The sequence below is a fragment of the Bradyrhizobium sp. Mp19 genome, from assembly GCF_029952935.1.
Taxonomy (GTDB): Bacteria; Pseudomonadota; Alphaproteobacteria; order Rhizobiales; family Xanthobacteraceae; genus Bradyrhizobium; species Bradyrhizobium elkanii.
Genome location: NZ_JASAUT010000004.1, coordinates 174,577 through 192,657, shown reverse-complemented (window position 1 = coordinate 192,657; position 18,081 = coordinate 174,577). Strand labels below are relative to the sequence as shown.

General features: G+C 64.7%; 16 protein-coding genes. 9 read left to right on the top strand and 7 right to left on the bottom strand.

Annotation, left to right across the window (positions count from 1 at the left end; translation table 11 throughout):
• Window positions 1–15: 15 nt before the first annotated feature.
• The 5 genes from QJT82_RS07445 to QJT82_RS07425 form a co-directional block, all read right to left on the bottom strand.
• Complete coding sequence (locus QJT82_RS07445; RefSeq protein WP_028338804.1) at window positions 16–1,008, bottom strand: ABC transporter ATP-binding protein; 993 nt, start codon at window positions 1,006–1,008, stop codon at window positions 16–18.
• Window positions 1,005–1,988 carry an ABC transporter ATP-binding protein gene (locus QJT82_RS07440; RefSeq protein ID WP_028338803.1) on the bottom strand — a complete coding sequence of 328 codons (984 nt, stop codon included), beginning with the start codon at window positions 1,986–1,988 and terminating at the stop codon, window positions 1,005–1,007. Before QJT82_RS07440 ends, QJT82_RS07445 begins: the two co-directional genes overlap by 4 nt.
• Complete coding sequence (locus QJT82_RS07435) at window positions 1,985–2,944, bottom strand: ABC transporter permease (RefSeq protein ID WP_028338802.1); 960 nt, start codon at window positions 2,942–2,944, stop codon at window positions 1,985–1,987. The genes QJT82_RS07440 and QJT82_RS07435 overlap by 4 nt, the downstream gene beginning before the upstream one ends.
• A gap of 11 nt (window positions 2,945–2,955) precedes the next feature.
• Window positions 2,956–3,936 (bottom strand): ABC transporter permease, encoded by a 981-nt coding sequence (locus QJT82_RS07430; RefSeq protein ID WP_028331828.1) that lies wholly within the window; start codon window positions 3,934–3,936, stop codon window positions 2,956–2,958.
• Between the two features lie 103 nt (window positions 3,937–4,039).
• A complete protein-coding gene (locus tag QJT82_RS07425; protein ID WP_028338801.1) occupies window positions 4,040–5,635 on the bottom strand; it encodes an ABC transporter substrate-binding protein in 1,596 nt (531 codons plus the stop codon).
• Window positions 5,636–6,033: 398 nt separating this feature from the next.
• On the opposite strand from QJT82_RS07425, the gene QJT82_RS07420 reads away from it, so the two are divergent.
• From QJT82_RS07420 to QJT82_RS07395, 6 genes are all read left to right on the top strand, one after another.
• Entirely contained in the window at window positions 6,034–6,282 is a 249-nt protein-coding gene (locus QJT82_RS07420; protein ID WP_018270495.1) for a DUF6489 family protein, read from the top strand.
• Window positions 6,283–6,290: 8 nt separating this feature from the next.
• Window positions 6,291–7,082: an alpha/beta hydrolase gene (locus tag QJT82_RS07415; RefSeq protein ID WP_028338800.1), complete on the top strand. Its 792-nt coding sequence runs from the start codon at window positions 6,291–6,293 to the stop codon at window positions 7,080–7,082.
• 59 nt (window positions 7,083–7,141) lie between these two features.
• A complete protein-coding gene (locus tag QJT82_RS07410) occupies window positions 7,142–8,692 on the top strand; it encodes a wax ester/triacylglycerol synthase family O-acyltransferase (protein ID WP_028338799.1) in 1,551 nt (516 codons plus the stop codon).
• Window positions 8,693–8,704: 12 nt separating this feature from the next.
• Window positions 8,705–9,700 (top strand): alpha/beta hydrolase, encoded by a 996-nt coding sequence (locus QJT82_RS07405; RefSeq protein ID WP_028338798.1) that lies wholly within the window; start codon window positions 8,705–8,707, stop codon window positions 9,698–9,700.
• A 129-nt stretch (window positions 9,701–9,829) separates the two neighbouring features.
• Complete coding sequence (locus QJT82_RS07400; protein WP_028338797.1) at window positions 9,830–13,063, top strand: cytochrome P450; 3,234 nt, start codon at window positions 9,830–9,832, stop codon at window positions 13,061–13,063.
• Window positions 13,064–13,331: 268 nt separating this feature from the next.
• Window positions 13,332–14,006 (top strand): spermidine synthase, encoded by a 675-nt coding sequence (locus QJT82_RS07395; RefSeq protein WP_028338796.1) that lies wholly within the window; start codon window positions 13,332–13,334, stop codon window positions 14,004–14,006.
• 65 nt (window positions 14,007–14,071) lie between these two features.
• On the opposite strand, the gene QJT82_RS07390 is transcribed toward QJT82_RS07395, so the two are convergent.
• Both QJT82_RS07390 and QJT82_RS07385 read right to left on the bottom strand, forming a co-directional pair.
• The gene (locus QJT82_RS07390; RefSeq protein ID WP_028338795.1) at window positions 14,072–14,536 is read right to left on the bottom strand and encodes a nuclear transport factor 2 family protein; all 465 of its coding nucleotides are present in this window, start codon (window positions 14,534–14,536) and stop codon (window positions 14,072–14,074) included.
• A gap of 218 nt (window positions 14,537–14,754) precedes the next feature.
• Entirely contained in the window at window positions 14,755–15,675 is a 921-nt protein-coding gene (locus tag QJT82_RS07385) for an alpha/beta hydrolase (RefSeq protein WP_028331820.1), read from the bottom strand.
• Window positions 15,676–15,853: 178 nt separating this feature from the next.
• Here QJT82_RS07385 and QJT82_RS07380 point away from each other — a divergent pair, with 178 nt between their 5' ends.
• Genes QJT82_RS07380 through QJT82_RS07370 form a run of 3 tightly spaced genes read left to right on the top strand, consistent with a single transcriptional unit; the run spans window position 15,854 to window position 17,939 of the window.
• On the top strand, window positions 15,854–16,237 hold the full coding sequence (locus QJT82_RS07380; RefSeq protein WP_028338794.1) for a hypothetical protein: 384 nt from the start codon (window positions 15,854–15,856) through the stop codon (window positions 16,235–16,237).
• Window positions 16,234–17,316 carry an alpha/beta fold hydrolase gene (locus QJT82_RS07375; protein WP_028338793.1) on the top strand — a complete coding sequence of 361 codons (1,083 nt, stop codon included), beginning with the start codon at window positions 16,234–16,236 and terminating at the stop codon, window positions 17,314–17,316. Before QJT82_RS07380 ends, QJT82_RS07375 begins: the two co-directional genes overlap by 4 nt.
• Window positions 17,317–17,342: 26 nt before the next feature.
• Window positions 17,343–17,939, top strand: coding sequence for a GNAT family N-acetyltransferase (locus QJT82_RS07370; protein ID WP_028338792.1), 597 nt, complete (start codon window positions 17,343–17,345; stop codon window positions 17,937–17,939).
• The last annotated feature ends 142 nt before the right edge of the window (window positions 17,940–18,081 follow it).

Genomic DNA, 18,081 nt, shown 5'->3' with positions numbered 1-18,081 from the left:
CTCCCATCCGCGTGATCATGCCGGAACGACGGCGGGACTGTTGACGGCATGGCAGGCGACGCCGTCGATCAGTTCCGGCGTCTTCTGGCGGCAGAGATCGAAGGCGAGGGGACAGCGCGGGTTGAACGAGCAGCCCTGCGGCGGATCGATCGGATTCGGAATCTCGCCCTTCACCGGGATGCGCTGGCGGCCGGACATCGCAAGGTCCGGAACCGCGCCGAGCAGCATCTTCGTGTAGGGCATCCGCGGGTTCTCGAACAATTCCCGACCCTCGGCGATCTCGACGATGCGGCCGAGATACATCACGCCGATCCGGCTCGCCATGTGGCGGACCACCGCGAGATTGTGGCTGATGAAGAGATAGGTGAGGCCGAACTTGTCCTGCAGGTCGCGCATCAGATTGAGGATCTGCGCCTGCACGGAAACGTCGAGCGCCGAGGTCGGCTCGTCGCAGACGATGAACTCGGCTTCCGACGCCAGCGCGCGGGCGATCGCGATGCGCTGGCGCTGGCCGCCGGAAAATTCGTGCGGGAATTTTTGGCCGTCGTCGGGGTGCAGGCCGACCAGCGAGAGCAATTCGCCGACCCGGGCCTTGATGTCGCGCTCGCCCTGGATCAGGTCGAAGGCGCGGATCGGCTCGGCGACGATGGCGGCGACCCGGTAGCGCGGATTGAGGCTCGCATAGGGATCCTGGAAAACCATCTGGATGCGCCGGCGCAAGCGGCGGCGCGCCTGGGCCTGCCGCGGATCGGTCATCGAGACCCCGTCGATGACGACCTCGCCCGAACTCGGCGGCAGCAGGCCGACCACCATGCGCGCGACGGTGGTCTTGCCGGAGCCGGATTCGCCGACCAGCGCAAAGGTCTCGCCGCGCCTGATGTCGAAAGAGACGCCGTCGACGGCTTTCAGGAATTCGAGATGGCCGCCCTCGATCACGCGGTTGAGCCACGGCTTGGAGACGTCGAAGACGCGACGTAGGTTCCTGACCTCGATCAATGTCCCGCTCATGCCGCCGTCTCCTTCGCCGGCTCGAACAGATGGCAGGCGACGGATTGCGTGCCCTGCCGGATCGGCTCGGGGCGTTCGACGTGGCAGCGATCGAAGGCAAACGCGCAGCGCGGATTGAACGGGCAGCCCGGCGGGATCGCCGACAGCCGCGGCATCGAGCCGGGGATCTGCACCAGGCGCTTGTCCTCGCCTGCGAGGGTCGGGATCGCGCCCATCAGGCCCCTGGCGTAGGGATGCAGCGGGTTGCGCACCACCTCCTGCACCGGGCCGATCTCGGCGATGCGGCCGGAATACATCACCGCAACGCGGTCGCAGGTCTCGGCGATCACGCCCATGTCGTGGGTCACCAGCATCACGGCGGTGCCGTGGTCGCGGCCCAGCCGCTTGATCAGCGCAATGATCTGCGCCTGCACGGAGACGTCGAGCGCGGTGGTCGGCTCGTCGGCGATGATCAGTTCGGGCTCGGCGCAGATCGCAAGCGCGATCACGACGCGCTGGCGCATGCCGCCGGAGAATTCGTGCGGATAGCCGTCGATGCGCTTTTCCGGCGCAGGAATGCCGACCTCGGCCAACAGATCGATGGCGCGCCTGCGCGCGGCGCTCTCGCTGAGATTGCTGTGGGTGCGAATGGTCTCGATGATCTGGTCGCCGATCCGGTAGAGCGGATTGAGGCTGGTCAGCGGATCCTGGAAGATCATGCCGATCCGCTTGCCCCTGATGCGGCGGATCTCCTCCGGCGGAAGATGGTCGATCCGCGTGCCCGACAGTTCGATCTCGCCGCCGGAAATGCGGCCGGGCGGATCGATCAGCCCGATCACGGCTAGCCCCGTGACCGATTTGCCGGCGCCGGACTCGCCGACCACGCCGAGCACCTCGCCCTTGGCGATGTCGAACGACACGCCGTTGATGGCGCGCAAGGTCGCACGGCGGGTGACGAATTCCACCTCGAGATTGCGCACGGAAAGAACAGGCTTGGTCATCGGAGCTTTGGATTGAGTGCGTCGCGCAGCCAGTCGCCGAGCAGGTTGATGGAGAGGATCAGGCCGGCCAGCGCAATGCCGGGGAAGGCGACGATCCACCATTCGCCGGCGAACAGATAGTTGTTGCCGATCCGGATCAGGGTGCCGAGCGAGGGCATGGTGTCGGGCATGCCGGCGCCAAGGAACGACAGCGTCGCCTCGGTGATGATCGCCAGCGCGAGGTTGATGGTGGCGATGACGAGGATCGGGCCCATCGTGTTCGGCAGCACGTGCCGCAGCATGATCTTCGGCGCCGGCAGGCCGATCAGCTGCGCCGCGGCCACATAATCCTTGTTCTTCTCGACCATCACCGAACCGCGCACGGTGCGGGCATATTGCACCCAGAAACTGAGGCCGATCGCGATGATGAGGACGCCGAGCGTGCTCATCTCGTCGAGCCGGTTGCCGAGCAGCGACTTGGCGACGCCGTTGACCAGCAGTGCGATCAGGATCGCGGGGAAGGTGAGCTGCACGTCGGCGATCCGCATGATCACGGTGTCGACCACGCCGCCGAAATAGCCTGCGATCAGCCCGAGGGCGATGCCGAGCGCGCCGGCAAAGACCACGCCGGCCAGGCCGACTGCAAGCGAGATGCGCAGGCCGTAAAGGATCGCCGAGAGCACGTCGCGGCCCTGCTCGTCGGTGCCGAGCAGGAACGGACTTTGGCCGTCGGCGGTCCACAGCGGCGCGATCCGCGAGTTGATCAGCTGCAGCTGTGCCGGGTCGAACGGGTTCTGCACCGCGAGCCATGATGCGAAGATCGCGAGCAGAAAGAACAGCAGCGTGATCACGGCGGCGACCATCGTCAGCCTGGAGCGGCGGAACGAATAGAAGATGTCGCTGTCGAGCGCGCGCCTGAACCAGCCGGCAGCGGCCTGGTGGTCTTGGGAACGATGGGGGACGACGGCATCGGACATCGGTCAGCCCCTCACGCTGCGCGGCCGACGGTCGACCGCAAGCGCGGATCGACCACGGTGTAGAGGATGTCGACCACCAGATTGATGGTGACGAAGATCAGCGAGACCATCAACAGATATGCGGCCATGATCGGGATATCGACATTTTGCACGGCCTGCACGAACAGAAGTCCCATGCCCGGCCATTGGAACACGGTTTCGGTGATGATCGAGAAAGCAATAACCGAGCCAAACTGCAGGCCGGCCACCGTGATGACCGGAACCAGGGTGTTCTTCAGCGCATGGCCGAAATGGATCGCGCGCGTGGTCAGTCCGCGGGCGCGGGCGAAGCGGATATAGTCGGTCCGCAACACTTCCAGCATTTCGGCGCGCACCAGCCGCATGATCAGGGTCATCTGGAACAGCCCCAGCGTGATCGCCGGCATGATCAGCGCCTTGAGGCCCGAGACGGTCAGCAGTCCGGTGGTCCACCAGCCGAGCTTCACCACCTCGCCGCGGCCGAAGGAGGGCAGCCAGCCCAAGGTCACCGCGAACAGATAGATCAGGAGGATGCCGATCAGGAAGGTCGGCAGCGAAATGCCGATCAGCGATACCGCCTGGAATAATTTGGCAAGCACGGTGTCGCGGCGCAGCGCCGAATAGACCCCCATCAGGATGCCGGCCACCATCGCGAACAGCGTCGCGCAGATCGACAGTTCCAGCGTCGCCGGCAGCCGCTCCGCCAGCAGCGAGGAGACCGGCAGGCGGAACTGGTAGGACACGCCGAACTTGAACTGCAGCGCATTGATGAAGTAGCGGCCGAACTGCACCAGCACGGGATCGTCAAGGCCGAGCGAGTGCCGGATTTCAGCGCGCTGCGCCGCCGAGGTGTCGATCGAGACGATCTGGTTCACCGGGTCGCCGGCGAAGCGGAACATCGCGAACGCAATCACGCCCACGGCGAGCATCACGCCGATCGCCTGCAGGAAGCGGCGAAGAGTGAAAGCCAGCATCTCTACCTTTCACTGCTTTTGACATTTGGCGCGCGGCTTTGCGCGGCCGGAAAACGAGCGGTCCCGGAAGCCTGCGCTTCCGGGACCCAATTCGCCAAAGCCACTATTCACCCTGTTTGGTCGCCCAGTAGAGCAGCACCTGGTTGTCCGCGCGCTGGGTCAATTTGACCTTTTTCGACACGCCCCACACCAGCGGTTGCTGATGCAGCGGAATGTAGCCGTAATCCTTGATGACGATGTCGTAGGCTTGCTTGATCAGCTGGTCGCGCTTGGCGGTGTCGCCCTCGATCAGGGCCTTGTCGGTGAGCGCGTCGACTTCCTTGTTGCAATAGCCGCCGAGATTGGCCTCGCCGCGGGTGGCATCCTTCGGATCGTCGCGGCAGCCGAGGATGTCGTGCAGCACGTTGTGCGAGTCGGACGTCGCGGGCGTCCAGCCCAGCATGAAGAACGAGGTCTGGTAGCCGCCGGGCTTCAGCACCTTGGCGAAATACTGCGCCTTCGGCTGCGCCAGCAGGTTCACCTTGACGCCGATGCGGGCCAGCATGCCGACCACCGCCTGGCAGATCGCGGCGTCGTTGACGTAGCGGTCGTTCGGGCAGTCCATCGTGACTTCGAAGCCGTTCGGATAGCCGGCGTCGGCCAGCAGCTTCTTGGCACCATCAGGATCGAGCTTTGGCCGGGTGAATTCCTTCGACAGCGGATAGAGCTCGGGGGCGATCATCAACGTCGAGGGGGTCGACATGCCGCGCATGACGCGGGTCTTGATCAGATCGACGTCGATGGTCTTGTAGAATGCTTCGCGGACGCGGATGTCCTTGAACGGATTCTTGCCCTTGATGTTGGAATACAGCAGCTCGTCGCGCGCCGTATCCATGCCGATGAAGATGGTACGGATCTCCGGCGCGGTCATGACGGTGGCGACGCCGCTGGAATTGACGCGCTGGATGTCCTGGAGCGGAACCGGTTCGATCACGTCGACTTCGCCCGAGAGCAGCGCGGCAACGCGGGTGGCGTCGGAGCCGATCGGGGTGAAGATGATCTCCTTGAGATTATGCTCGGGCTTGCGCCAATAGCCGGGAAACGCCTTGAACACGGTTTTCACGCCGGGCTGGTGGCTCTCGATCGTGAAGGCACCGGTGCCGTTCTCGTGCAGCGCCGCGTAGCTCGGCGTGGTTGCGGAGGCAGGCGTCGGTGCAACCGAGTTGTTCTCCTCGCACCACTTCTTGTCCATGATGTACCAGCTATCCCACTGCGAGATCAGGATGGGATTGGGCGAGTCCAGTGTCACGTCGACGGTGTAGTCGTCGACCTTGCTGAACTTGGCGTCGGCCGGGACGTTGCTGAGGAAGTTGGAGCCCTTGGCGCGGACGCGCTCGGCCGAGAACAGCACGTCGTCGGCGGTGAAGGGATCGCCATTGTGGAATTTCACGCCCTTGCGCAGATGGAAGCGCCATTTGGTCGGGCTCAGCGTCTCCCAGCTTTCCGCCAGGGCCGGAATGATCTTGAGGTCCTTGTCGCGCGCGGTGAGGCCTTCGTAGACGTGGGCGTGGTGCGCGATCGTCGTGGTTTCCTTCAGCGTGTAGGGATCCAGCGACTTCAGCTCGCCCTGGTTGGCATACTTCAACGTCTGGGCCGATGCCGGCCAAGCAAAGGCGACGAATGCGACGGCAGCCGCCGCAAAACTCCAACGTACCGACATGTGATCCCGCGTCCCCGTCTTTGTCCGCCGGCTGCTGTGTCCGGCTGGTATTATCGATCCATGTTGCCAGAGTTTACCGGCTGCGCAAGCGCGATTTGCCAAAGGGTTAACCGGTTTGCGCGGGTGCAGCGCAATGAAGCGATTGGAGAGCAGGCGGCAGGCGCGAACGCGTGACATTCGACTTTCGGAGTGCCGCTTGTCGCTCCCGGGAAAGATCTCGGGCGCGCCGCGTTATGCCGGCCGCTCCAACCAGTTTGGAGCAACGGCTCCAAACGGTTTGGTTGACCATAACGGATGATTGAGGCCGACTGCCCCCCGGGGCAGGTACGGCTCGCTTGCGCAACTCGCCCCGTCGCGGCGATACTATGGCGGGCCAAGGCGCATTTGAGGAGGCGGATATGAAGGTCAACGTCGAGATAGATTGTACGCCCCTCGAAGCGCGGCAGTTCTTCGGCCTGCCGGATGTGGCGCCGATGCAAACCGCCGTCATGGACAAGCTGCAGCAGCAGATGCTGTCGAACATCGAGAAGATATCGCCGGAATCGCTGATGCAGAGCTGGTTCACCTTCGATCCCAAGCTCGCCGAGCGCTTCCAGGACATGTTCGTGGCGATGGCCGGCTTCGGCGGCGCGAGCAAGAAGAAATAGTGGCCGGCATGGACAGGAGCGTTGATGGGACCGAACGCCGGTTGCGCCCGCCGAGCCTGTTCCTGATGCTGGCGGAGGCGCGCGGCGTGCTCGAGCTCAATTCGAGCCTGCTGCTGTCGCCTTTGCTGATGCGGGCGCCGAGAGGCGACGGTCATCCGGTGCTGGCGCTGCCGGGCTTCCTCGCCAGCGACCTTTCGATGGCGCCGATGCGGCGCTATCTGAAGGAGCTCGGCTATGATGCCTATGCCTGGAACATGGGCCGCAATTTCGGCGGGATTTCCAGCAGGCGGGCTGCGCTGCGCGACCTGCTGAAGCGGGTCCATGAGGCGTCGGGGCGCAAGGTCTCGATCATCGGCTGGAGCCTCGGCGGCGTCTATGCGCGCGACCTGGCGTCGCAGATGCCGGAACTGGTGCGCTCCATCATCACGCTGGGCAGCCCGTTCGCCGACGACATCCGCGCCACCAATGCGACGCGGCTCTATGAGCTGTTGTCCGGCGAAGCTGTGGGTGACATCCCTGAGATCCGCGCCGCGATCGCCGGCGACATGCCGGTGCCGACAACCTCGATCTATTCCCGCACCGATGGCATCGTGAACTGGCGGACCTCGCGCGTGCGGCCGTCGGCCACCGCCGAGAATATCGAGGTGCATTTCGCCAGCCATATCGGCCTCGGCGTCAATCCCGCGGCGCTGTGGGCGATTGCGGACCGGCTGGCCCAGCCGGAAGGGGAATTCCGGCATTTTGACCGCTCGGGCCCCTTTGCCATTGCCTACGGGCCGGCAGAACAGGCACTATCCTGACCAAACGACCAGAAGCGCCGCCCAAGGCGCCCGCGTAAGTAGGCTCTCGGGAGGAGATCATGAGCGACGCCAAGAAGCTGTCCTCGCTGGACGCATCGTTTCTCTATCTGGAAACGCCGGAAATGCCGATGCATGTCGGCAGCATGGCGATCTTCCGCCTGCCCGACGGCTACAAGGGCGACTTCTTCGAGGAGTTCAAGGCGATGATCGCCTCGCGGCTCCACATCGCGCCGATCCTCAAGGCACGGCTGCAGAAGGCGCCGCTCGACATCGACCATCCGTCCTGGGTCGAGGACGATCAGTTCGACATCGACCGTCACATCTTCCGCGCCAGCCTGCCGGCGCCGCACGATCGCGCGACGCTGGAGCGTATCGTCGGCTGGATGCACGCCAAGCTGTTGAACCGCGCCCGCCCGCTCTGGGAGTTCTACGTCTTCGAGGGCATGAAGGACAACGAGATCGGGCTCTATTCCAAGATGCACCATGCCTGCATCGACGGCGGCGCCGGCGCGGCGCTGACCAGCATGATCTACGACCTGACGCCGGTGCCGCGCGAGATCGAGCCGCCGAGCGCGAAGAAAGTCGCGCAGGAGCCGCGCGACATCGCGGCCAATCTGATCGATGCCTATCAGCAGCTCTGGACCCAACCGTTCGAGGCGGCCGCCGCCGCGCAGAAGAGCCTGGAGCTGCCGCGTTCCGGCAAGAGCGACCTCGGCTCGATCCTGTTCGACAACGCCATGTTCCAGATCGAGAGCGCGGTGAAGTTCGCCGGCTCCATGCCGACGGTCATGAAGAGCCTGTCCGACGTCGTCGCCAAGGTCGCCGATCCGAGGTCGCGTGAGAGCCTGCAGGCGATGTCCTCGCCGCCGACCATCCTCAACAAGGCGATCTCGTCCGAACGCAGTTTTGCCGGCACCTCGATCTCGTTGTCGCGGGCCAAGGCTCTGGCGAAGGCGTCCGGCGGCAAGCTCAACGACGTCGTGCTGGCGCTCGCCTCCGGCGTGGTGCGGCGCTATCTGATCAGCCAGGGCGCGCTGCCGAACAAGTCGCTGACGGCAGGTGTTCCGATCTCGCTGCGCGAGGAGGGCAACGCCGAGTCCAACAATCAGGTGTTCGGCATGATCTGCTCGATCGCGACCGACATCGAGGACCCCAGGAAGCGGCTGGAAACCATCATCGCGCAGTCGACCAGGTCCAAGGAGATGTCGCATCCGCTGCGCGCCTTGGTGCCGCAGGTCACCAACATCTCGCTGCTGGGGGCGCCGATCCTGGTGCAGATCCTGGCGCTGCTCTACAGCCGCTCCGACCTCTCCAACGTGCTGCCGCCGGCCACCAACATCACGGTCTCGAACGTGCCGGGGCCGCGGCAGACGCTGTATGCGGCGGGTGCCGAGCTGCTGCACATCTTCCCGGTCTCGATCTCGACCCACGGCGTGGCGCTCAACATCACCGTGCAGAGCTACCGCGATCAGCTCGATTTCGGCTTCATCGTGGGCGCCAACATCATTCCCCACGTGCAGGTGATGTGCGACATGCTGCCGCTCGAGTTCGATGTACTCGAGGCGGCGTTCGCTCCCCCGCCTGCGGACATCAAGGGCGCAGCCGAATAAGGATCCCTGCCGATGATTGAGATGCCACCGCTGCAGTTCGCCGAGACGAACGGCATCCGCATGGGGTTTTATGAAGCAGGCCCCAAGACCGACACGCCGCCGGTTGTGCTGTGCCACGGCTGGCCTGAACTGGCGTTCTCCTGGCGCCACCAGATCAAGGCGCTGGGCGAGGCCGGCATCCGGGTGATTGCGCCGGATCAGCGCGGCTATGGCGCGACCGACCGGCCGGAGCCGGTCGAGGCCTACGACATGGAGCACCTGACCGGCGATCTCGTCGGCCTGCTCGACCATCTCAAGATCGACAAGGCGATCTTTGTCGGTCACGACTGGGGCGGCTTTGTCGTCTGGCAGATGCCGCTCAGGCATCCTGCGCGGGTCGCCGGCGTCGTCGGCGTCAACACGCCGCATTGGGACCGTGCGCCGATGGACCCGATCGCGCTGTTCCGCCAGCGCTTCGGCGATCACATGTACATCGTCCAGTTCCAGGATCCGGGGCGCGAGCCCGACCGCATCTTCGGCAGCCGCGTCGAGCAGACCTTCGACGCCTTCATGCGCAAGCCGGTGCCGCGTCCGGCGGATGCGCCGCCCGAACAGCCGATCGCCGGCGTCGGCGCCTCGGCGCGGCTCAATCTGGCGTTTCCGCAGATGATCGCGAATTACGACGCCAAGCACGATCCGCGCACGCCGATCCTGTCTGCGGACGAGAAAAAGGTGTTCGTCGACACTTTCACCAAGACCGGCTTCACCGGCGGCATCAACTGGTATCGCAATTTCACCCGCAACTGGGAGCGCTCGGCCGGGCTGGACCATCACGTCCGGGTGCCGTCGCTGATGATCATGGCCGAGAACGACGCGGTGCTGCCGCCCTCGGCCGCCGACGGCATGGAGCGGCTGGTGCCGGACCTCGAGAAGTACCTGGTCAAGGACAGCGGCCATTGGACGCAGCAGGAAAAGCCTGACGAAGTCAGCGCGAAGCTGATCGAATGGCGCAGAAAGCGGTTTGGGTGACGACGGGACACCAACGCCGTCATTGCGAGCGAAGCGAAGCAATCCATCGGTCCGCATACGAGGATGTATGGATTGCTTCGTCGCTTCGCTCCTCGCAATGACGAATAGGTGACAGGGGGCAATCTCAACATGGCGTCCGGCAACAGACTGAGTCCGATTCCGCATCCGCCGACGAAGCCGGTGGTCGGCAACATGCTGTCGCTGGACTCGACCGCGCCGGTGCAGCATCTCGTGAAGCTCTCCAAGGAGCTCGGACCGATCTTCTGGCTCGACATGATGGGCGCGCCGCTCGTGATCGTGTCCGGTCACGATCTCGTCGACGAACTCTCCGACGAGAAGCGCTTCGACAAGGCGGTGCGCGGCTCGCTGCGCCGGGTGCGCGCGGTCGGCGGCGACGGCCTGTTCACCGCCGACACCAAGGAGCCGAACTGGAGCAAGGCGCACAACATCCTGATGCAGCCGTTCGGCAACCGCGCCATGCAGTCGTACCACCCGAGCATGGTCGACATCGCCGAGCAGCTGGTCAAGAAATGGGAGCGCCTCAACGCCGACGAGGAGATCGAGGTCGTCCACGACATGACGGCGCTCACCCTCGACACCATTGGCCTCTGCGGCTTCGACTACCGCTTCAATTCGTTCTACCGCCGCGACTACCACCCGTTCGTGGAATCGCTGGTGCGCTCGCTCGAAACCATCATGATGACCCGCGGCCTGCCGCTCGAGGGTCTGTGGATGCAGAAGCGGCGCAAGACGCTGGCCGACGACGTCGCCTTCATGAACAAGATGGTCGACGAGATCATCGCCGAGCGGCGCGGCAACACCGCCGCGACCGACGACAAGAAGGACATGCTGGCGGCGATGATGACCGGCGTCGACCGCGCCACCGGCGAGCAGCTCGACGACGTCAACATCCGCTACCAGATCAACACCTTCCTGATCGCCGGCCACGAGACCACCAGCGGCCTGTTGTCGTGCACGATCTACGCGCTGCTGAAGCACCCGGAGGTGCTGAAGAAGGCCTATGAGGAGGTCGACCGCGTCCTCGGTCCCGACGTCAACGCGCGGCCGACCTATCAGCAGGTGACGCAGCTCACCTACATCACCCAATGCCTGAAGGAGGCGCTGCGGCTGTGGCCGCCGGCGCCGGCCTACGGCATCGCGCCGCTCAACGACGAGATGATCGGCGGCAAGTACAAGCTGAAGAAGAACACCTTCATCACAATCCTGGTGATGGCGCTGCATCGCGACCCCAGCGTCTGGGGCCCGAACCCCGACGTGTTCGATCCCGAGAATTTCAGCCGCGAGGCGGAGGCCAAGCGCCCGATCAATGCCTGGAAGCCGTTCGGCAACGGCCAGCGCGCCTGCATCGGCCGCGGCTTTGCCATGCACGAGGCGGCGCTGGCGATCGGGATGATCCTGCAACGCTTCAAGCTGATCGACGTGCATCGCTACCAGATGCATCTGAAGGAGACGCTGACCGTCAAGCCCGACGGCTTCAGGATCAAGGTGCGACCGCGCGACGACAAGGACCGCGGCGCGTTCGCCGGCGGCACGGGCGCGGTTGCAGCCGCGCCGAAGGCCCCGCGCGCGCCGGCCACGCGCCCGGGCCACAACACGCCGATGCTGGTGCTCTACGGCTCCAATCTTGGCTCCGCCGAGGAACTGGCAACCCGCATGGCGGATCTGTCGGAGATCAACGGCTTCGCGACGCGGTTGGGCCCGCTGGACGATTATGTCGGCAAGCTGCCGGAGGAGGGCGGCGTGCTGATCATCTGCGCCTCCTATAATGGCGCGGCGCCCGACAACGCCACGCAGTTCGTCAAATGGCTTGAGAGCGACCTGCCGAAGGATGCCTTCGCCAAGGTGCGCTACGCGGTGTTCGGTTGCGGCAACAGCGATTGGGCGGCGACCTACCAGTCGGTGCCGCGCTTCATCGACGAGCAGCTGACCAAACATGGCGCGCGCGCCGTCTATCCGCGCGGCGAGGGCGATGCGCGCAGCGATCTCGACGGCCAGTTCCAGAAATGGTTCCCGGAGGCGGCGAAGGTCGCGACCAAGGAATTCGGCATCGACTGGAATTTCACCCGCACCGCCGAGGACGAGCCGCTCTACGCGATCGAGCCGGTGGCGCAAGGCGCGGTCAACACCATCGTGACGCAGGGCGGCGCGGTGCCGATGAAGGTGCTCGCCAACAGCGAGCTGCAGACCAAGGATGGCGCCAATCCGTCGGAGCGTTCGACCCGGCACATCGAGGTCGAGCTGCCGGCCAACCTGAAATACCGTGTCGGCGATCATCTCAGCGTGGTGCCGCGCAACGACCCGACATTGGTCGATTCCGTTGCGCGCCGCTTCGGCTTCCTGCCGGCCGACCAGATCCGTTTGCAGGTCTCGGAAGGCCGCCGCGCGCAATTGCCGGTCGGCAACGCGGTGTCGGTCGGGCGGCTGCTCACCGAGTTCGTCGAGCTGCAGCAGATCGCGACCCGCAAGCAGATCCAGATCATGGCCGAGCACACCCGCTGCCCGGTAACCAAGCCGAAGCTGATGGCCTATGTCGGGGACGACGATGCCTCGGCCGCGCGCTATCGCACCGACGTCCTGGCGAAGCGCAAATCGGTGTTCGACTTGCTCGAGGAATACCCGGCCTGCGAGCTGCCGTTCCACCTCTATCTCGAAATGCTGTCGCTGCTGGCGCCGCGCTATTATTCGATCTCGTCGTCTCCGGCCGGCGAGGCGCAGCGCTGCAGCGTCACCGTGGGCGTGGTGGAGGCGCCGGCAAGTTCCGGGCTCGGCATCTACAAGGGCGTCTGCTCGAACTATCTGGCGCGCCGCCGCGCCGGCGACACCGTCCACGCCACCATCAAGGAGACCAAGGCGGGCTTCCGCCTGCCCGATGACAATGCCGTGCCGATCATCATGATCGGGCCGGGCACCGGGCTCGCACCGTTCCGCGGCTTCCTGCAGGAGCGCGCCGCGCGCAGGGCGCAGGGCGCGACGCTGGGGCCGGCGCTGCTGTTCTTCGGCTGCCGGCATCCCGAGCAGGACTTCATCTATGCGGATGAGCTGAAGGCGTTCGCAGCCGACGGCGTCAGTGAACTCCACACCGCCTTCTCACGTGCCGATGGCCCGAAGACCTATGTGCAGCACCTCGTCGCCGCGCACAAGGACCGGGTCTGGGAGCTGATCCAGAAGGGCGCGATCGTCTATGTCTGCGGCGACGGCGGCAGGATGGAGCCCGACGTCAAGGCGACCTTGATGTCGATCTATCGCGAGCGCACCGGTGTCGACACTGACGCCGCCGCGCGCTGGATCGAGGAAATGGGCACCAGGAACCGCTACGTGCTCGACGTCTGGGCAGGCGGGTAGGCTTGCGGCCTAGGATGACCGTGATGCATCCCCATCGTCGTCCCTGCGAAAGCAGGGACCCATAACCACAGGGTTGTGTTGTTGAAGCAAGCCGTGGCCGCAGTGTCGCGCAACAATCACCTTCGGTGGTTATGGGTCCCTGCTCCCGTGCGCAATTGCGCACTAGGCAGGGACGACACGGAGTTTGTTGTGCCATTCGTGAGTCACTATTTCGCATTCTCTGGGCGCTAGCTTCGCCCGGCCTGACGCCCATGCTAGAAACCGCCGCATGATTCCATGGGAAAAGATCGATACCACGCGCGTTCCCGGCACCGAGGGTGAATTGCGTCTGATGCGGCGAGGCCGCGAATTCTCGATCATGCTCGGCACCAACGAGCTGATGAACAGCCGCCTGTCGGGCTCGGAAGAGGCGCTGGCGACGCTTGCCGCGAAGAAGATCGAGAAGGTCGCACGGCCGCATTTTCTGATCGGCGGCCTCGGCATGGGCTTTACGCTGCGGGCCGCACTCGCCGTGCTCGGGCCCGAGGCGAGAATCGTGGTGGCCGAACTGGTGCCGGCGGTCGTTGCCTGGGCGCGAGGCCCGATGGCGGAGATCTTCGGCGACAGCCTGAACGATCCGCGCGTGAGCATCCGAGAGGAGGATGTTGCAAGCGTGATCGAACGCCAACCGCTCAGCTTCGATGCCATCCTGCTCGACGTCGATAACGGGCCTGAAGGTCTCACCCGCAAGGCCAATGACGCGCTGTATGATGTCTCCGGGCTCAGGATCGCACATACTGCTTTGCGGCGCGGCGGCGTGCTCGCCGTCTGGTCGTCCGGTCCGAATGCCAAGTTTCCGAAATCGCTGACCCGGGCCGGGTTCGCGGTCAATGAAATTGCCGTCCGCGCCACCGGCCGGGGCCGCGGTGTCCGCCACGTGATCTGGATCGCGGTCAAGGACTAGCAGGCGTCCCGGCGCGCCGGCCAGCCTGATCGTGCCAGATGCCGAGCACAAGCCATCGCGATGTCTCAGAACATCGTGTTGCTGTTCGCCGGGTTTTCCGGAACGGGCTGCACCACGTCCCAGTGCTCGACGATCTTGCCGTCCTCGAGCTTGAAGATGTCGATGATCGCGTTGCCGCGGGTGCCGGGCTCGCGCACGGCGTGGACGTGCAGGATCACGTAGTCGCTGTCGACGAATGAGCGCTTGATCTCGCTGTGCGAGTTCGGAAACTTCTCGCGCAGGAAGCCGATGAACTTGCGGAAGCCTTCCGGGCCGTCGGCCGCGCCGGGATTGTGCTGCACATAGCGGTTGCCGACATAGGCGAGCGCTGCGTCGGCGTCCTTCTGGTTCAGCCCCTTCTCGTAGAACGCCAGCACCGCCTTGCGGTTGGCCTCCTGCTGCGCCTCGCCGGCGGCCGCCATTGCCGATGGAGACGCCAGCGCGATGAGGAGAGCGGCGACGGCTGTCCGTGGCCGGAGAAAGGTCTTCATCTGGTGACTCCCGGTGGCTGATGGTGCGCGACCCGCGCGATGCATCGCGCTGTCTACCGCCTCCGCGCAGGCGCCGGAAGAACGCACTCCTGGCTCACATGGTTACCGGAAGATACCAGAGCCTCGTTCCGATTGAATCGGGACGGGCTCTCGATTCTGGCTTTGGGGCGTTTTCTTCACGCGAACCGGGATCCACTTCGCTCGAAAACGCTCCGGCCTCACGCCGCCTTCGCCGCCGCGCCATGCGCGTGCTTGTCGATGGCGTCGATGATCTGCGGCCACATCGGAATCGGCAGGGCGTGGCCCATGCCCTCGATCATCACGAGCTTCGCGCCCGGGATCGAGACCGCGGTGTCCTTGCCGCCTTCGGGATGTACCAGCGGATCGATGGTGCCGTGGATCACCAGCGTCGGCGCCTTGACGCCGCGCAGGCGCTCCTTGCGGCTGCCGGAGGCGAGGATGGCGCGGAGCTGGCGGCCGACGCCCTCCGGATTGAGGCCGCGCTCATAGGTGCGCCGCGCGCGTTCGGGATCGAGCGCCTCATCCTCGGGAAACGAGCCGTTGCGCAGGACTTTCCAGGTCTGCCCGAAGCGGACGAAATACTCTTCCTTGCTCTTCGGCGGCGGCGCCATCAGCACCGCGGTCGCCTCGCGGGTCGGCCCCGGGATCTTTGGATTGCCCGTGGTCGACATGATCGAGGTCAGCGAGCGCACGCGCTCGGGGAAGGTGATGGCAACCTCCTGCGCGATCATGCCGCCCATCGAGGCCCCGACCAGATGCGCGGTGCGGATGCCGAGCGCATCCATCAGCCCGATGGTGTCGCGGGCCATGTCGGCCAGCTTGTAGGGCGCTGCGACCGGGATCTTCAGGAAGCGGAGCTTGAGCAGTTCAAGCGCGGTCAGCCGCTTGCCGCCGCTCAGGCGGGAGGATTTGCCGATATCCCGGTTGTCGAATCGGATGACGCGAAAACCGCGCGCGGCGAGCTGGCGGCAGAACTCGTCGTCCCAATGGATCATCTGGGCGCCGAGGCCCATGATCAGGAGCAGCGGCTCGGCATTCGCATCGCCAAAAATCTCGTAGCAGATGTCGATGCCATTGGCGCGGATGATCTGCGGCGGCTGATGGGCGAGCGTGGTCACGGGCTTCCCCTGCTGGTGTCGCGGTCAGGAACCTCTATGCCACGGATTGACGCAGCGCAGAAGAGCCTCGGCGTCGCTGGTCGCGCCGCGCTGTTGACCGATCAGCAGCAACAGTGTCGTATGGCAGAAACAAATGGAAGCGCGGCAAGCGCTCGGATTTGGTGTGGAGGAGCGCCGCATGGCCGACAAGGGCAACGACCCTGCCGTGATCTGGCAGACGATGATTGGCGAGATGGAGAAGGGGTTCAACTCCTTCGGCAACCAGCTCATGACCTCGCCGGAATTTTCCAAGGCGATGAACCAGGCCGGCGGCGTCGCGGCCGGCGCGCAGAAGCAGCTCGGCGAGCTGATGGAGAAATATCTGCTGGCGATGAACCTGCCGAGCCGCGCCCAGCTCGTCGGCATGGCCGAGCGCCTGCAATCGATGGAGAACCAGCTCAACGAGATCAAGACGCTGCTGCAGCAGGTGCACCACAATTCGCTGGCGCCGGACGACGGCCACGGCGCAACGCCTCGGCCACCGCGCACCAAGCAGCCGCCAGCGGAGGGAGGCAGCAAATGAATGCTCCCACCCCCTTTGATTTCGCCTCGATCTCCGAGCGGGTGCAGTCCGAGGTGCAGCGCGCGATCCAGCGCAGCATCAAGGGCGTCGAGTATTTCTCGAGCTCCGGCCCGTCGCTCGGCTCGACGCCGAAGGACGTGCTGTATTCGCGCGGCACCATGAACCTCTATCACTACCGGCCGCTGGCCGACGAAGTCTATCGCGTGCCCGTGCTGATCGTGATGGCGACCACCAACCGCGGCTACATCCTCGACCTGGTGCCGGGGCAGAGCTTCATCGAGTTCCTGCTCAAGCGCGGCTTCGACGTCTACATGCTGGACTGGACTGCGCCGAAGCCCGAGGAGAAATCGCTGCGCATGGAGGATTACGTCCTCGACTTCATTCCGGAATCGGTCCGCCGGGTGCAGCAGGATTCCGGCGAAAAGGACGTCTCGGTGATCGGCTATTGCTTCGGCGGCGTGCTGTCGCTGCTTTACGGCTCGATCTTCAGCGACGGGCCGATGAAGAACCTGATCTGCTTCACCACGCCGATCGATTTCCGCGAGATGAAGCTGTTCTCGAATTTCGCCGACCGCCGCTATTTCGACGTCGACCGGCTGATCGACAGCACCGGCAACATGCCGCCCGAACTGATCCTGCAATCGTTCGACATGTTGCGGCCGGCCGCCCGTGTCGTCGGCCAGATCCAGCTGTGGGACAACATCTGGAACGACGAGTTCGTCAAGTCGTACCGGATGTTCGATCGCTGGGCGACCGACACGCTGCCGCTCGCGGGCGAATATTTCCGCTCCATCACCAAGGACCTGATGTGGGACAACAAGCTCTACAACGACATCATGACCGTCGGCGGCCGCGAGGCGAAGCTTGCCGACATCAAGGTGCCGATCCTGCACGCGGTCGCCGAGCACGACCACATCGTGCCGTATGATGCGGCAAAACATCTGATCACAAAGATCGGCTCCGAGGACAAGGAGGAGGTGATGCTGAAAGGCGGTCACGTCTCGCTGGTCGCCGGCGCCAACGCAATCAAGCGGCTGTGGCCGAAACTGGACTCCTGGCTGGGTAAGAGATCGACCTAAGAAGGGTCGACTTGAGAGAGATCGACATGACCGAACAACGTTCCTATCCGCGCCGCGTCAAGACCGAAGCGGGCGACATCGAGTTTCGCCTGATGATTCGGGACCACGAGGCCGCGGTGCTGGCCTTCGCGCAGAAGCTGCCGACGCATGATCTCTTGTTCCTGCCGCGCAATATCAGCCAGCCGAAGGTGCTGTCGGCCTGGATCAACGAGATCGAGCGCGGCGACATCACGAGCCTGCTCGCGATCAAGGACGGCAAGGTGGTCGGCTGCGGCACCCTGCTGCGCGATCCGCACTCCTGGTCGCCGCATGTCGGCGAGATCCGGATGGTGGTGTCGCTCGACGTGCGCGGGCAGGGCGTCGGCCGGGCGCTGTCGCAGGAGACCTTCGCCATCGCGCTCGGTGCCGGGCTGGAGAAGTTCTCGGTGCAGATGACCGTCGACCAGCGCGCGGCGATCGCGCTGTTCGAGAGCCTAGGCTTCAAGGCTGAGGCCCTGCTGCGCGACCATGTCCGCGACGTCGAGGGCAAGACCCACGACATCGTCGTGCTCGGGCACAACGTGGCGCAGGTCCGGGCACAGATGGAGGCTTACGGGGTCTCTGACGCGGTCAGTGGTAATTAGGAACCGGTTCCTGCTGATTCTCTAGGCAATCTGCCGGATCTTCGTGCTCTTCACAGGTTCGTGATATCGCGCTGCAACATAGATGTTGCGACGCACCATGAGGTGTGTCATAACACCGTTGCCCCGGGCCAAACCGGACGGG